The 14953-nt window shown below is 62.9% G+C and carries 16 protein-coding genes; 3 read left to right on the top strand and 13 right to left on the bottom strand.

Annotation, left to right across the window (positions count from 1 at the left end; genetic code table 11):
• Positions 1-9: 9 nt before the first annotated feature.
• Both KOM00_RS17310 and KOM00_RS17305 read left to right on the top strand, forming a co-directional pair.
• Positions 10-921 carry an HDOD domain-containing protein gene (locus KOM00_RS17310; RefSeq protein WP_216500174.1) on the top strand — a complete coding sequence of 304 codons (912 nt, stop codon included), beginning with the start codon at positions 10-12 and terminating at the stop codon, positions 919-921.
• Positions 918-1988 (top strand): protein-glutamate methylesterase/protein-glutamine glutaminase, encoded by a 1071-nt coding sequence (locus KOM00_RS17305; protein ID WP_216500173.1) that lies wholly within the window; start codon positions 918-920, stop codon positions 1986-1988. The genes KOM00_RS17310 and KOM00_RS17305 overlap by 4 nt, the downstream gene beginning before the upstream one ends.
• Before the next feature lie 3 nt (positions 1989-1991).
• Here the strand turns inward: KOM00_RS17305 and KOM00_RS17300 are convergent, their stop codons facing one another.
• The 13 genes from KOM00_RS17300 to KOM00_RS17240 form a co-directional block, all read right to left on the bottom strand.
• Positions 1992-2279: a hypothetical protein gene (locus tag KOM00_RS17300; RefSeq protein ID WP_216500172.1), complete on the bottom strand. Its 288-nt coding sequence runs from the start codon at positions 2277-2279 to the stop codon at positions 1992-1994.
• Positions 2276-3271: a DMT family transporter gene (locus KOM00_RS17295; protein ID WP_216500171.1), complete on the bottom strand. Its 996-nt coding sequence runs from the start codon at positions 3269-3271 to the stop codon at positions 2276-2278. Before KOM00_RS17295 ends, KOM00_RS17300 begins: the two co-directional genes overlap by 4 nt.
• 94 nt (positions 3272-3365) lie before the next feature.
• The gene (locus KOM00_RS17290) at positions 3366-4388 is read right to left on the bottom strand and encodes a retropepsin-like aspartic protease family protein (protein ID WP_216500170.1); all 1023 of its coding nucleotides are present in this window, start codon (positions 4386-4388) and stop codon (positions 3366-3368) included.
• A gap of 135 nt (positions 4389-4523) precedes the next feature.
• A complete protein-coding gene (locus tag KOM00_RS17285) occupies positions 4524-5912 on the bottom strand; it encodes an MATE family efflux transporter (protein WP_216500169.1) in 1389 nt (462 codons plus the stop codon).
• A 189-nt stretch (positions 5913-6101) separates the two neighbouring features.
• On the bottom strand, positions 6102-6518 hold the full coding sequence (locus tag KOM00_RS17280) for a F0F1 ATP synthase subunit epsilon (RefSeq protein WP_216500168.1): 417 nt from the start codon (positions 6516-6518) through the stop codon (positions 6102-6104).
• A 74-nt stretch (positions 6519-6592) separates the two neighbouring features.
• Positions 6593-8005 carry a F0F1 ATP synthase subunit beta gene (gene atpD, locus KOM00_RS17275; RefSeq protein ID WP_216500167.1) on the bottom strand — a complete coding sequence of 471 codons (1413 nt, stop codon included), beginning with the start codon at positions 8003-8005 and terminating at the stop codon, positions 6593-6595.
• A 51-nt stretch (positions 8006-8056) separates the two neighbouring features.
• On the bottom strand, positions 8057-8920 hold the full coding sequence (atpG, locus tag KOM00_RS17270) for an ATP synthase F1 subunit gamma (RefSeq protein WP_216500166.1): 864 nt from the start codon (positions 8918-8920) through the stop codon (positions 8057-8059).
• Between the two features lie 20 nt (positions 8921-8940).
• On the bottom strand, positions 8941-10449 hold the full coding sequence (atpA, locus tag KOM00_RS17265) for a F0F1 ATP synthase subunit alpha (protein ID WP_216500165.1): 1509 nt from the start codon (positions 10447-10449) through the stop codon (positions 8941-8943).
• Between the two features lie 9 nt (positions 10450-10458).
• Entirely contained in the window at positions 10459-11001 is a 543-nt protein-coding gene (gene atpH, locus KOM00_RS17260; RefSeq protein ID WP_216500164.1) for an ATP synthase F1 subunit delta, read from the bottom strand.
• Complete coding sequence (locus KOM00_RS17255; RefSeq protein ID WP_216500163.1) at positions 10998-11609, bottom strand: F0F1 ATP synthase subunit B family protein; 612 nt, start codon at positions 11607-11609, stop codon at positions 10998-11000. Before KOM00_RS17255 ends, atpH begins: the two co-directional genes overlap by 4 nt.
• Position 11610: 1 nt before the next feature.
• The gene (locus tag KOM00_RS17250) at positions 11611-12036 is read right to left on the bottom strand and encodes a F0F1 ATP synthase subunit B family protein (protein ID WP_216500162.1); all 426 of its coding nucleotides are present in this window, start codon (positions 12034-12036) and stop codon (positions 11611-11613) included.
• A gap of 468 nt (positions 12037-12504) precedes the next feature.
• Entirely contained in the window at positions 12505-13344 is an 840-nt protein-coding gene (locus KOM00_RS17245; RefSeq protein ID WP_216500161.1) for a ParB/RepB/Spo0J family partition protein, read from the bottom strand.
• Positions 13337-14110: a ParA family protein gene (locus KOM00_RS17240; RefSeq protein ID WP_216500160.1), complete on the bottom strand. Its 774-nt coding sequence runs from the start codon at positions 14108-14110 to the stop codon at positions 13337-13339. Before KOM00_RS17240 ends, KOM00_RS17245 begins: the two co-directional genes overlap by 8 nt.
• A gap of 209 nt (positions 14111-14319) precedes the next feature.
• Between KOM00_RS17240 and KOM00_RS17235 the strand changes: the two genes are divergently transcribed.
• Positions 14320-14565 carry a cytochrome c3 family protein gene (locus tag KOM00_RS17235; RefSeq protein ID WP_216500159.1) on the top strand — a complete coding sequence of 82 codons (246 nt, stop codon included), beginning with the start codon at positions 14320-14322 and terminating at the stop codon, positions 14563-14565.
• Positions 14566-14953: the final 388 nt, after the last annotated feature.

The raw sequence follows: 14953 nt of genomic DNA, 5'->3' as shown, positions 1-14953 counted from the left end.
GATGAAGCAATGGATAAAGCAGCCATGATGCAGACTGCCCAGGAGATGGTCGAGAGCTTCGTTGACCTCCCCACCATCCCGCACGTGGCCACCCGGGTGATAGAGCTCCTGGACCGTCCCGGTGTCGAGCTCGACGAGGTCGCCGACATGATCCTGGCAGACCAGGTCCTGGCGGCCCGGGTCATCAAGATGGTCAACTCGCCGCTGTACAAGCCGGCCAACGAAATAAAGTCCGTGAAAAGGGCCTTGATCTACCTGGGCTTCCGTCATATCCGCGAGCTCGCCTTCACCTGCTCCTTCGTCGACGTCTTCGAGGGGCGGGACGGCATCTTCGACGTCAGGACGTTCTGGGAGCACTCCTTCGGCGTCGGCGTGGTCTCCAAGATCATCGCGCAGCGGGTGCGCTACCCGGACACGGAAAAGGCCTACCTGGTGGGGATCGTGCACGACATCGGCGAGGTTTTCCTCTCCTACTACCGCCAGGAGACCTTCCGCGCCCTGCTCGACTCGGTGAAGGGGCAGCCCTTCCGGCTGGTGGAAAAGGAGGCCGAGTACCTCGGCACCTCGCACAGCGAGATCGGCCTCTGCATCGCCCGCAAGTGGAACTTCCCGGCCGACTACTGCGAGGTGATCGGGCTGCACCACGACCCCGAGCAGGCGGTACTCGACCCGACGCTCTGCGCCATCGTCAACCTGGCCGACCTGTTCTGCTCCGTGCGTCAGCTCGACTACGGCGGGAGCTCCTGGGTCACCTTCAACCTCGCCGAGGAGAAGGCCTGGGCCATCCTGAGGTCCTATGCGCCCAACCTCGCCGACCTTGACGTGGAGCGCTTCTGCTACGAACTGGACGACCGCGTCCCCGAGATCCAGGACATGGTCAAATCGATCTTCCAAGGCATAGGAGCCAAAGAAACGCCATGATCCCCGCAACGTCGAGCAAGCTGAAGGTACTGATCGTCGACGATTCCTCCTTCATGAGGATGGCGATCCGCGGCATCCTCTCCAAGGCACCCGGCGTGGAGATCGTCGGTATCGCGGCCGACGGCATGGAGGGGGTGGAAAAGGCCCTGGCCCTCAAGCCGGACCTGATCACCATGGACGTGGAGATGCCGCGCATGGACGGCATCGCCGCGCTGAAGCAGATCATGGCCAAGCAGCCCACGCGGGTGCTGATGGTCTCGACCCTCACCTGCGAGGGGGCGCGGGCCACCTTCGAGGCGCTCGACGCGGGGGCCATCGACTACGTCCCCAAGAACGTCAGCGACTGCAAGGACGCCCAGGCCATGTTCCAGAAGGCGCTCCTCGAGAAGGTCCAAGAGGCCGCCGTTTCGGCCATCCCCAGGCGCGCCGGCATCGGGATCGTGCCGCGCGTCGCGCCGCCGGTCCAGGTGCGTCCCTCCCAGTTCGCCCACCGCCGGATCGGCTACGTCGGCATCGGCGCCTCCACCGGCGGCCCCGTCGCGCTCCAGGAGGTCATCTCGCGCATCCCGGTCAACTTCCCGCACGGCATCGTGGTCGCCATTCACATGCCCAAGGCCTTCACCGGCCCCTACGCGGAGCGGCTCAACGCCAAGTGCTCGCTCTCCATCAGGGAGGCGGTCGACGGCGACATCGTCAAGGGGGGGCAGGTGCTGATCGCCCCGGGGGGGATGCACACCAGCCTGGTCAAGCAGGGGAGCAACATCGTGGTGAAGACCTCGCCCACCAGCGAATTCCCCCAGTACATCTACATCCCTTCCGTGGACCAGATGATCACCTCGCTGGCCGACGCCAGCAACGGCGCCATGCTCGGCGTGATCCTGACCGGTATGGGGAACGACGGGTTCAAGGGGATGAAGCATCTGAAGGAAAAGGGGGGGCTGACTCTGGTGCAAAACGAAGCGACCTCCACCATCTACGGCATGCCGCGGGCCTGCATCGACGGCAAGGTGGCCGACGTGGTGCTCCCGCTGGACCAGATTGGTTTCGAGATCGGGAAGATCGGCTGAGCCTCAGCGCCGCGCCTGGATCAGGAGTCCCCCCTCCGTGATCCTGACGCTGCAGCGCGAGAACCCCTCCCTCTTGAGCCGGAACAGCACGAAGGGGGCCGCGAGCCCCCGGCACGACGGGACGAAGAGCCGCAACTCCCCCGAGGCGTCCAGGTAAAGCCCCATCCCCCCCCTGATGTCCGCCGGATCGCAACGGCGCACCCCACCCGGCTCCAGCGGGCGGGGGACACCCCCACCCGATGGCAGGAGCGCGTACCAGATCAGTTTCACGGTGCGCAGCGCCCTTTTCATATGCCCGCCTCGCCCCGCTCCGGATGCACGGCGCCCGGCGCGCCGCCTACCGGTTCAGAAACCGCCTGTCCCCCCCGCGCCTTGGCGTTGCCACGGCTCCCCCAGTAGACCCCGGCTACCACCAGCAACCCTCCGCTAAGCTGCGGCAGCACCACCCGCTCCCCCAAGAGAAGCGCCGCCTGCAGCGCCCCGAAGAAGGGGACCAGGTTCACGAACACCGCCGCCCGCGCGGCGCCGATCCTCCCCACCCCCTGGTACCACCAGACGAACCCCACCACGGTCCCCAAGAGGGCCAGTTGCAGGATGGCGAGCCACCCTACCCAGCTGAACGAGGGCCAGGGGGCGCCCGATGCCGCATGCTCCAAAAGCGCGGCCGGGAAGAGGAGCATCGCGCCGAAGAGCGCGGCGTAAGCGGTGGCGGTCAGCGGCGTGAAGGTCGCCAGGGCCTTCTTGCCCAGGATGGAATAGAGCGCCCAGCAAAGCGGTGCGCCCAGCATGATGAGGTCTCCCCTGTTGAAGGCGAAACCGGCGAGGACGGCCCACGATCCTTTCGAGATGACCACGGAAACGCCAAGGAGCGAGACCAAGAGCCCCGCAACTTGCGTCGGGGTGACCCGCTCCCTGAGCCAGAGCGCCGAGAGTACCGCGGTGATGAGGGGGTTGATGGCGACGATGAGCGCACCGCTGGTAGCCGTGGTCAGCTTGAGGCCGGTGAAAAAGACCGCGTTGTAGCAGAAGATGCCGGTGACCCCCAGGCTGAACAGAAGTCCGAAATCCCGCAGCCGTTTCGGTACTGGGAACGGTTTCCCCTCCTTGCCGGCATACCAGGCGGTGAGTGCGATCAGGCAGGATGCGGCTACCGCGAAGCGGCAGGTGGCCGCGAAGAAAGGAGGCGCCTCTTTAACCGCAAGACGCGCTGCGACGAAGGTGCCGCCCCAGAAAAACGTGGTCAGCACCAGCTTCAGATACACCGATTTGAGATTGCCCGTCATGCCGTCAGCACCCCGCCCCGAGGCCTACGCGGCGAAGCGCTGCGCCTCTACCGAAACTTCTCTTACTGCTCACTTCCCCTCCAACCGCGGTCCGTCAGAACCAGCGGATCAATTCATGTTCCATATCGAGCTGGTAGCGGTGCCGGCGCAGGAAATCCATCCCGAGCAGCCCATCGTGAATCCCGGCGCCGCCACCGTAGGAGATCAGCTCGACCTCCATGGAAGGATGGGCGTGGGGACCGACCACCAGCGAGTCGATCCGCACGATCTTGGAGCGGATCACCCGGCCGTCGGCCAGCTCGGCCTGCGCGTTTCCCGCAGAGCGTAAATCGATCGGCAGCCTGCCGGCAACACTTTCGTGCAGCGCGGTCCTGGTGGCGCCGGTGTCGAGAACCAGCTCCAGCCGCACCGCCTGGCCACCGTGCCTTACCGTAACCGGCACCAGCACCTGGTTGTCGACCACGCGCACCTTGGTCACGTTATCGCCGTTTGCAGTAGCCGTGACGTTCGCGGGGACTCGTTCCTGGCGCTGGGGAAGCTGCTCCTCCCCCCCGGCGTCCCCATCCCACGCCTTTTCTGCCGTCGCGGGCCCCGCTTCCCGGGCCTGCGCCTCTCCCCTCCCCTCCCCCTCTTCCACCAGCTGCTGCGCCGGCGCCAGTTGGGTCTGTTGCTGCGCGGCATAGGGGCACAGCAGGTAAAACATCAGACCCGCTACCGCCAGCAGCCCGGCGAGCCCCGCGGCTGTTCTCGCGGGCGAAGCTCCCCCCCGTTGCCCGTTCGTTTGCCGCACGGAAAGCTCCAGGGCGTATCCGGAGAGTTTCCTCCCGATCAGCGGGTCGGGACAGGCGTCGGCGAGGTCGACCAGCGCTGTGCCTCCGCGCCGATCCCCTTCCTTTATGAGGGGGATGGCGACGGAACTCACGAGGTCGAGGACGGCATCCTGGAGACGGCGGTATCCCTTGGTCCCCCGGGCCTGCCCCAAGGCCGGGAAGACCACGCGCTCCACGTCGCTGAGGGCAGCGATCAGCAGTTCCTGCCTGGTCGCGGCATCCGTGCTCTCCCTGAGCTCCAGAGCGACCCTTTCCTTTATCCCACTGCACAGATGCTCGAGATCCATGGCGATCACCCATTGCAGGGCGCGTCTGCGACGCACCGCAAGTTTAGAATCGACAGGAAATTCTAGCGCACTATGGCGAGCTCGTCAGCGTACCCCCACCCGAAGGGGAAATAGCCCGAGCCCCCGTCCCCGCGCTCACCCACCTTCCTCCCCGGTCTCTGGCGCCAACCGTACGGGGCCATCCAGCGTGGCAGCAAGGCGCAAGACGTAGAGGAGTATGACGCAGGCGGCGCCCCAGGTGACCAGCAGAATGCCGCACCAGATGCCGGTGAGCCCCCACCCCAGGAGGTCCGCCAGGAGGTAGAAGACGGGGATCGGCAACACGATCTGCCGGACCAGGCCGACCACCAGCGGGATTGCCGGACGTTTCAGCCCCTGCAGCACCGACACGCTGGTGTAGAGGATGACGTAGGCGATGAAGACGAAGGCCTCGATACGCAGGTACTGCACGCCGATCCCGACGACCCTGGGGTCCTTGGTGAAGAGGGACATGAGCGGCCGCGCGGCGAGGAAGACGGCCGCGGTCCCGAAGCTCATCAGGATGATGCCGGCTCTCAACGCGCAGCGGATGGTCTGGACCACCCGCTCCAGCTGCCGCGCCCCGCTGTTCTGCGCCACCAGCGCGAGGGTGGCCACGTTCATTCCCATGACCGGCAGCAGGGCGATCTGCTCGATCCTGGTGCCGATACCATAGGCGGCGACCGCGTCGCTCCCGAAGCGGGCCACGAACCTGGTTATGACGAAGATGCCGATGGCGACCGTCATCATGTTGAGGCTCGAGGGAAACCCCTGCTTGGCGAGTTGGAAGTAGGCGTGGCGGTCCGGGAGCAGTTCGGCGAAGCGGAAATGCCTGAGCATCCCCGACTGCTTCACCCGCAAAAGCATGTAGCAGTTGCCGATAGCCTGCACCAGCACGGTGGCCCAGGCGATCCCCGGCAGTCCCATGGCGGGCAGCCCCATCCCCCCGTACATGAACCAGGGGTCGAAGGCCAGGTTCAGGAAGAAGCCGAGCACCAGGTAGTTGCGAAAACTGCGGCTGTCGCCGGTCGCGTTCAGGATGGCGTTCAGCACGTAGTTGACCAGGAAGAAGACACTCCCGGCGAAGATGCACACCATGTACTGCAGGGCGAGTTCGAGCACGGCACCCGTGGCGCCGAGGAGGCCGAACAGGAACGGAGCACAGGCAAGCCCCAGCAGGGTCAAAAGCACCCCGTGCGCGAGCCCGAAGGAGAGGGTCTGGCCGGCGAGGTGCCGCGCGCCGTCACGGTCTCCCGAGCCGAGGGCGTGGCCGATGAGGGCGGTGGCGCCCGTCGATATCCCCGCGCCGATGGCTATGATCAGGAAGAAGACCGGAAAGGAGAGGGAGAGCGCCGCCAGTGCGTCGGTGGAGATCCTGCCGCCGTAGAAGGTGTCCACCACGTTGAACATGGTGTTGAAGAAGTACCCTACGCTGGTGGGGAGGGCGATCTTGCGGATCAGCCCGGGGATCGGTTGGTGCAACAGATCGTAGTCTCTTTGGTGCATGGTCCCTCGGTTCGCGTCCTTGGCTGTGACAATCCCTTTCCTGTCCCTCCAGCTCAGGGGGTGGAGACGCTGGGGGGAGGCTGGGAGGGGCGGGTTCGGCCTGCCTCAAGGCACCAAGCTTACACGCACTCCGGGCAAAAAAAAAGAGCGGACTAGCCGCTCTTCTCATTTGTGTTGTGTGTCCGACGCTTAGCGCCCGCCGGCCTTGCCCGCCACCTGCACCCTGATCAGGGCGCGCTCCAGCGCGGCCTGGTAGATGCGGAAGTTCTTGTCTTCCGGGGTGAGCGACTTGAGCTCGGTCTCGGCACGCCCGAGGGCGGCCTTGGCGCGCTCGAGGTCGATCTCGTCGGCCCTCTCCGCGGTCTCGACCAGCACGGTGACCTGGTCGTTCTCCACTTCGAAGTAGCCCCAGTTCAGCGCCATGTGATGCAGCACGCCGTCCTTCTTGTAGGCCAGCTCGCCGATCTTCAGCGACGTGAGGAAGGGGGCGTGGCCCGGAAGGACGCCGAACTCGCCGAGGGCACCGGTCGCGGTGATCTCGTCGACCTCTTCGGAGAGGACCTTCTTGTACGGGGTTACCAGTTCAACCTTCAGTTTTTCAGCCATATAAACCTCTTGGGGCAAGGGCGCGGACCGCGGGAAAACCCGCGGCCCTCAACCGTTTGCCGTTACCAGATTAATTACACCGCGAGCTTCTGGGCTTTCTCGATAGCTTCCTCGATGGTGCCGACCATGTAGAAGGCCTGCTCCGGGAGGTCGTCGTGCTTGCCGGCGATGATCTCGCTGAAGCCCTTGATGGTGTCCTTCAGTTCGACGTACTTGCCCGGGGAGCCGGTGAAGGCCTCTGCCACGTGGAACGGCTGGGAGAGGAACTTCTGGATCTTACGGGCGCGGGCAACGACCAGCTTGTCCTCTTCGGAAAGCTCGTCCATACCGAGGATCGCGATGATGTCCTGGAGATCCTTGTATTTCTGGAGCACGTACTGAACCTGGCGCGCGATGGCGTAGTGCTCGTCACCGATTACCTGCGGATCGAGGATCCTGGAGGTGGAGTCGAGCGGGTCCACTGCCGGGTAGATGCCGAGCTCGGCGATCTGACGGGAAAGAACGGTGGTCGCGTCCAGGTGGGCGAAGGCGGTTGCCGGAGCCGGGTCGGTCAAGTCGTCGGCCGGTACGTAGATCGCCTGGACCGAGGTGATGGAACCCTTGTTGGTCGAGGTGATGCGCTCCTGCAGCTCGCCCATCTCGGTTGCCAGGGTCGGCTGGTAACCAACGGCGGAAGGGATACGGCCGAGAAGCGCCGAAACCTCGGAACCCGCCTGGGTGAAGCGGAAGATGTTGTCAACGAAGAGGAGCACGTCCTGGCCTTCCTCGTCACGGAAGTACTCTGCGATGGAGAGCGCGGAGAGAGCAACGCGGGCACGCGCCCCCGGAGGCTCGTTCATCTGGCCGTACACGAGAGCGGCCTTGTCGAGAACGCCGGACTCTTTCATTTCCATCCAGAGGTCGTTCCCTTCACGGGTACGCTCGCCGACGCCGGCGAATACCGAGAAGCCGCCGTGCTGCTTGGCGATGTTGTTGATGAGCTCCATGATGAGAACGGTCTTGCCGACGCCTGCGCCGCCGAAGAGGCCGATCTTGCCGCCCCTTGCGTAAGGAGCGAGGAGGTCAACGACCTTGATGCCGGTGGTGAACGCCTCGACCTTGGTCGACTGGTTCACGAAGAGCGGAGCCTCACGGTGGATGCCGTACTCTTTCTCGTTGCCTACCGGACCCATCTCGTCAACCGGCTCGCCGATGACGTTGAGGATGCGGCCCAGGGTCTTGCGGCCGACCGGCACGGAGATCTGCTTGCCGGTGTCCATGACCTGCTGGCCACGAACCAGACCGTCGGTACCGTCCATTGCGATGGTCCTGACGGCGTTCTCGCCCAGGTGCTGTGCGACTTCCAGAACCAGGTTGAACTCCTGGTCGTCGATCGCGGGGTTGGTTACCCTGAGAGCCTGGTAGATCGGGGGGAGCTTGCCCGGCTCGAATTCGACGTCGATAACTGCGCCGATAACCTGCGATATTTTTCCGAAGTTCTGACTCATGTTTAAACCTCTTCCTTTTGCGGCCGAGAGGGCCACATATTTTTATAAGTGTTAACCCTTGATCGATTCAGCGCCGGAGATGATTTCCATCAGCTCCGTCGTGATGGCAGCCTGGCGTGCCCTGTTGTAGATCAGGGTCAGCTTGGCGATCATCTCTGTGGCGTTCTTGGAAGCCGCATCCATCGCCGTCATCCTGGCGCCGTGCTCGGAGGCGACCGACTCGAGGAGGGCCTTGAAGACCTGGACCTCGATGTGCTTGGGAAGGAGCTCGTCCAACAGCGCGCCCTTGGACGGCTCGTAGATGTACTCGGTCCCGACTTCGTCCTCGTCACCGGCCTTCGGTGCGATGGGCAGGAGCTGCTCCAGGGTGATGTCCTGGGTCATGACGCTCTTGAAGGCGTTGTAGATGATGAAGACTTCGTCGTACTCTTCCGCCAGGTATCCCTCGATCAGTTCGGCGGCGACCAGGGCCGCGGTCTGGTAGGAGAGGGTGGAGAAGATGTTGCCGTGATGTTTGCGCACCGTGTGACGGTTCCTCAGGAACTCGTAACCCTTGCGGCCGATGGTCATCAGGGTCATTTCCGAGAAGTCGCCCTTGCGCTCCTTGAGGAAGCGGTCGGCTGCCTTGGAGAGGTTGGCGTTGAAACCGCCGCACAGGCCACGGTCCGAGGTCACCACCACCAGGAGGGCGCGACCGCCGTCGCGCTTCACCATGAGCGGATTGGCATCCGACTCCTGGGTCTTGGCAAGCCGCTCAAGCACCTCCGCGAGCTTCCCCGCGTAGGGGCGCGCAGCGACCACGTTCTCCTGGGCGCGACGCAGCTTGGCGGCAGAGACCATCTTCATGGCCTTGGTGATCTGCCGGGTATTTTTTACGGATACGATCCGTTTCTTGATGCTCTTAAGGTTTGCCATTCGCTAAGTCCGTCCTTGGTTTAGGCAGTAAATTCCTTCTTGAACTCTTCCAGACCGGCGATGATCTCGCCCTTCATGGTGTCGTCGATCGCCTTCTTGTCGCGGAGTTCACCAAGGAGGGTGGCCTTCCTGGAGTCGAAGAAAGCGTAGAGTTCCTGCTCGTAACGGCCCAGGGAGCCGATCGGGTAGTCATCGACGAAGCCGTTGTTGGCGGCGAAGATGATCAGGACCTGCTTCTCGTTCGGGATCGGACGGTACTGCGGCTGCTTCAGGATCTCGACCAGGCGTGCGCCGCGGGCGAGCTGCATCTGGGTAGCCTTGTCCAGGTCGGAACCGAACTGGGCGAACGCTGCCATCTCGCGGTACTGAGCGAGAGCCAGACGGAGGGTACCGGCAACCTGCTTCATCGCCTTAACCTGAGCCGAGCCGCCGACGCGGGAAACGGAGAGGCCGACGTTGATGGCCGGGCGTACGCCGGAGTAGAACAGGTCGCTCTCCAGGTAGATCTGGCCGTCGGTGATGGAGATGACGTTGGTCGGGATGTAGGCGGAAACGTCACCTGCCTGGGTCTCGATGACCGGCAGAGCGGTCAGGGAGCCGGCGCCGCACTCGTCGGACACCTTGCAGGCACGCTCGAGCAGACGGCTGTGGAGGTAGAAGACGTCGCCCGGGTAAGCTTCACGCCCCGGCGGACGGCGAAGCAGCAGGGAAAGCTGACGGTATGCGACGGCCTGCTTGGAGAGGTCATCGTAGATGATCAGCGCGTGCTTGCCCGCGTCGCGGAAGAACTCGCCCATGGTGACGCCGGTGTACGGTGCGATGAACTGCAGCGGTGCCGGCTCGGAAGCGGTAGCGGCGACGACGATGGTGTAATCCATGGCGCCGTGCTCTTTCAGCTTCGCAACAACCTGGGCGACCGTGGAACGCTTCTGGCCGATCGCGACGTAGATGCAGACGACGTCGCCGCCCTTCTGGTTGATGATGGTGTCGATCGCGACGGCGGTCTTGCCGGTCTGGCGGTCGCCGATGATCAGCTCGCGCTGGCCGCGCCCGATCGGAACCATGGAGTCGATCGCCTTGAGGCCGGTCTGCATCGGCTGATGCACCGACTTACGCTTGACGATACCGGGGGCCTTCACTTCAACCTTGCCGAAGGTGGAGGTGTTGATCGGGCCGAGGCCGTCGATCGGGTTACCGATCGCGTCGACCACGCGGCCGACCAGAGCCTGGCCTACCGGGACCTCGACGATCCTGCCGGTACGCTTGACGGCGTCGCCTTCCTTGATCTCGGAGAACTCGCCGAGGATCGCGGCACCGACGTTGTCTTCCTCAAGGTTGAGAACCATGCCGGTGATGCCGTGCGGGAACTCGAGGAGCTCGCCTGCCATCGCCTTGTCAAGACCGTGGATACGGGCAATACCGTCACCGATGGAGATGATGGTGCCGGTTTCGGCTACCGCCACTTCCTTGCCGTACTCCTTGATCTGCTTCCTGATAATCTCGCTGATTTCTTCCGCTTTGATTTCCATAGAACCGTCTCACCCCTTCTGTAATATATCCTGAATGTTAGCTAACTGAGTCCTTACCGAGCCGTCGAATACCTTGTCGCCGATCTGCGTTACCACACCGCCGATGAGCGACGGATCAACCACAACCTTGAGTTCAACCTTTTTGCCGGTCGACTTGGCCAGGGCCGCCTTGATCTCCTCGACCTGGGCCGCGTCCAGCGGCAGCCCGGAGGAGAGCGTCGGCCTGATCACGCCGGAGAGCTCGTCGGCGAAGATGCCGTAGTTCTCCGCGATCTGCGGCAGCACCGAAAGGCGGCCGCGCTCGAGGAGGAGCATCATCAGGTTGGAGATCATCGGGGAGATGGAGAGCTTCGCCACCAGGTCCTTCAGGATCTCTTTCTTCTCTTCGATGCCATAGGCAGGGTTGGCGAAGACCGCCGAAAGCTCGCGGCTGTCGGTCAGGACAGTGCTGAAGCGGGACAGTTCGCCGTTGAACCCTTCCACGCTCCCGGCTTCCGAGCCAATCTGCACGAGTGCCTTGGCGTAACGTTTGGCAATAGCGTTAGTACTCAATGTAGAGTCACCACCTTGGAGATATAGTCGCCCACCAGCTTGTCCTGGTCGCCTTTTGCAATGTTCTGCTTGATCTTCTGCTCGGCCAGCTCGACCGCGAGGCGTGCAGCCTCGGCGCGGAGCTCGTCTTTAGCCTTGAGGACTTCCTGGGCCGCTGCGGCCTCGGCCTGAACCTTGATGCGGGCAGCAGCCTCTTTGGCCTCGGCGATGATGCGCTCCTTCTCGAGCTCACCCTCGCGCTTCATGTTGGCGGAAATCACCTCGATCTCCTGGTTGGCCTGGTCCAGGCGCTGGGAGTACTCGGCGAACTTCTTCTCGGCGGCTTCCTTGGCGGCGACCGCTTCCTTCAGGGTCTTCTCGATCCCGTCGCGGCGTGCGGCCAGGGTCCCCTTCACGTCGGCCTTCTTGAGGGCCCAGACGGCGATGGCGACCAGGGCGGCGAAGTCGATGCAACGCCACATGAAGTCCTTCATCTGTGCAGCCTGGTGCCCGCCTTCGTGAGCGGCGCCCGCGTGCTCGGCGGCCTCCTCGGCAAAACCGAGGGAAGCCAGGGCGATGATCGCGCCGACCGTAAGCAGGGAAACTATCAGCTTCTTGTTCTTATGCATGCTAGAGACTCCTCCCCAGAACTTTTTCACAGATTTCGGCGGACAGGGTCTCGGCGCTGGAGGTGAGCAGACGGCGTGCTTCCTCGGCCTCCTGGGCCACCTTTGCCTTGATGGCGGAAAGGGACTCGGTAGCTTCGGCACGCGCCTTGTCGAGGATGGCGGCCTCCTGCTGCTGGGCCTCCTTCTTCAGGGCACCACGCTCGTCGGCAGCACCGGCGCGAATCTCGCGCATGCGTGCCTCGTAGCTGGCCAGCTTCTCCTGCACTTCCCTGTCGACTTCGGCGCTCTTCTGCTTCGCCCCGTTGATCTGGGCGGCGCGGTCGGCGAGCTGTTTCCTGATCGGCTTGTAGAGGAAGACGTTCAGGAGCAGTACCAGCACCAGGAAGTTCACCAGCTGGAATACAAATGCGATGTCTAAATTGATCACCAAACCACCTCTATTCGAACATTTTTAAAGGCGTATACGCCTTCAGACTGTGCATGGCTCCGCGCAAAACAGGTGATTGCTATCACATAAATGCTTTTTGTGTCAAGCGATTTATCCGTTTGTGCGAAGAATTGTATACACTTGGACCGTGCGCAACATCGCTATTTTGCGGCCCCGAAGCTGTGCCAGTCGGGGTGCCGCGGGACTGTCTCAAGGGCGCGAACCGAGAGTTAGCGCGGGTTTTGTAGACAGGATCGTGTATGACATTTGGAACGACGTTTCAGGCGTTGAGGAAAAGGGAGGGTTTCTGTAGGGGCGAATAATCATTCGCCCCCCCCAATCGCGCCGGTGCTGCTTTTGCCAGTGATGGGGCCGGGGCACCTGCGGCCGGGCAAATAATTATTTGCCCCTACAGTGCGTCTGGAAAAGAGGGCGCTCCGCCCTCCGTTGCGGCAAATGTGCCGCTTCTTACAGGTTCAAAAGCTCCACGATGCGGGTCAGCTCCTTCATGTCTGCGAAGCTGATCTCCAACTTGCCGCCGCGCCCGGCGCGCTTCAGGGCGACCTTGGCGGCGAAGTGGCGCTGCATGCGCTCCACGAGGTCCTTCTGGTCCGGGTCGAGGGACGGCTTGGCGGCCTTTTTCGGCGGCCCCGCCTTCCTGCGCTTCACCAGCGCCTCGGTCTCGCGCACCGAGAGGTGCCCCTTGACGATCTCGTCGCGCACCGCCTTCTGTTCCTCGACGTCCTCGAGGGTCAGAAGCGCACGGGCGTGCCCCATGGTGATGCGGTCCTCGGCCACGTCGCGCTTGATCTCGGCGGGAAGACGCAAAAGGCGCAGCGCGTTGGCGATGGTGGAGCGCTCCTTGCCCACCCTCTTGGCCAGCTCCTCCTGCGAGAGGGAGAAGCGCTCCAAGAGGGCGTGGTAGGCCTCGGCCTCCTCGACCGCGTTCAGGTCCTCGCGTTGGATGTTCTCGATGAGCGCCATCTCCAGGGCGGTCTCCTCGGAGACGTCCTGGATCACCACCGGGACTTCCCTGAGGCCCGCCTTCTGGGCGGCGCGCCAGCGCCGCTCGCCGGCGATCAGCTCGTAGTGCCCGGCCTTCTTGACCACAACCAGGGGCTGGATGATCCCCTTTTCGCGGATTGACGCCGCCAGCTCCTCGAGCTTCTCGTTGACGAAGGTCTTTCTGGGCTGTTCCTTGTTGGGCTTTATGTCTTCGATGGGGCAGGAGAAGTATTTCTTGCCGTGATCCTCCACGACCGGAAGCAGCGCCCCCATCCCTTTGCCCAGTCCCATTTTCTTAACCATGCGACACCTCGCGCGCGATGATTTCCTTGGCCAGATCCATGTAGCTTGTCGCCCCCCTGGAGGTGATGTCGTACAGGCAGATCGGCTTGCCGTGCGACGGTGCCTCGGAGAGCCTGACGTTCCTCGGGATCACCGTCTGCAGGGTCTCCTTGGGGAAGTGGGCGCGCATCTCCTCGCCGACCTGGCGCGAAAGGTTGTTCCTGGCGTCGAACATGGTGAGCAGGATCCCCTCGATGGAGAGCGACTTGTTCAGCCCCTGCTGGATCAGGTTGATGGTCTTCAGTATCTGCGAAAGCCCTTCCATGGCGTAGAACTCGCACTGCAGCGGGATCAGCACCGAGTGCGCCGCGGTCATCGCGTTGATGGTGAGGAGGTTCAGCGAGGGAGGGCAGTCGATGAAGATGTAGTCGTAGGAGTCGGCCAGCGAGGCGAGGATCTTCTTGAGCTTCCTCTCGCGGTCGGTCACGCTCACCAGTTCCAGTTCGGCGCCGGCGAGATCGGAGGTGGCCGGCAGCAGGTGCAGATAGGGGAGTTCGGTCTTCAGCACGATGCGCGCCGCGGGAGCGTCGTCGATGAGGGCGTCGTAGATGCTCTCCTCGAGGAGGTCCTTGTCGGCACCCACGCCGCTCCCGGCGTTCCCCTGGGGATCCATGTCCACGAGGAGCACGCGGCGTTCGGCAACGGCCAGCGAGGCCGAAAGGTTCACCGCCGTCGTGGTCTTGCCCACACCACCCTTTTGATTCGCCACACAGATGATCTTAGCCATAGTCTTTTCTCGATTTGTAAATGATCCGAGTGTTACCGATAAATGCAAAGCACGGAAAATTACCATACTGCCGGGGCTATGAAAAGTGTTTTCTCAGATAAGGGCGCAACGCGTTCCTTGACTTAGGTCAAGGCGCCTTGACCGGTGGCGGTTTATGTTGGCCGCGTTGGACTTGGTAGATAACCCGATATCGTGGAAGGAGTGCCCACATGAAGAAAACGCTTTTGGTCCTGTTGCTGCTTGTCGCCCCCGCCGCCTACGGCTTTGAGTGCAACGTCTGTCACAGCAAGAACCCCGCGATGGTAAAGATGCACAAGGAGCTGAAGGGGAGGAACTGTTTCGACTGCCACAAGATGGGCGAGAAGCTGATGGGCAAGGGGATCCCCAAGGACAAGGCCGCCCAGATCAAGCGTCGCGAGACCGAAGAGATCTGCTTCGAGTGCCACAAGAAATAGAAACCGTTCTACGTTCTACGTTCTAGGTTCTAGGTTCTAGGTTCTAGGTTCCACGTTTCACGTTTTGCCCGCAGGCTATCGGCCACCTCTTTCCCGGCTAGCTAAACACGCTTCATGCACCGCCCTCACCCTCCCCTCTCACCGAGGGAGAGGGTTTTTTTTCGGAAAGGCCCGGATTGGCTTGGTCCCCCCTCCCCCCTTCGCGAAACGAATCGCTACGGCGCGCAGGCCCGTCAAGGGGGCGGGAGGCCGCTCAGCAACCGCTTTGGCCTATCTTCGCAATAGAGGACACGTTAGAAACCCTTATGCTGCCATCTTCAACTCCTGGTGCTCGAACTCTTCGGGGGAGCAGTAGCCGATGGCAGAGTGAAGCCTCTTGCGATTGTAA

It is taken from the genome of Geomonas diazotrophica, assembly GCF_018919385.1.
Classification (GTDB): domain Bacteria; phylum Desulfobacterota; class Desulfuromonadia; order Geobacterales; family Geobacteraceae; genus Geomonas; species Geomonas diazotrophica.
Note: the sequence above shows the minus strand (reverse complement) of the source record. Positions and strands in the feature narration are given on the sequence as shown.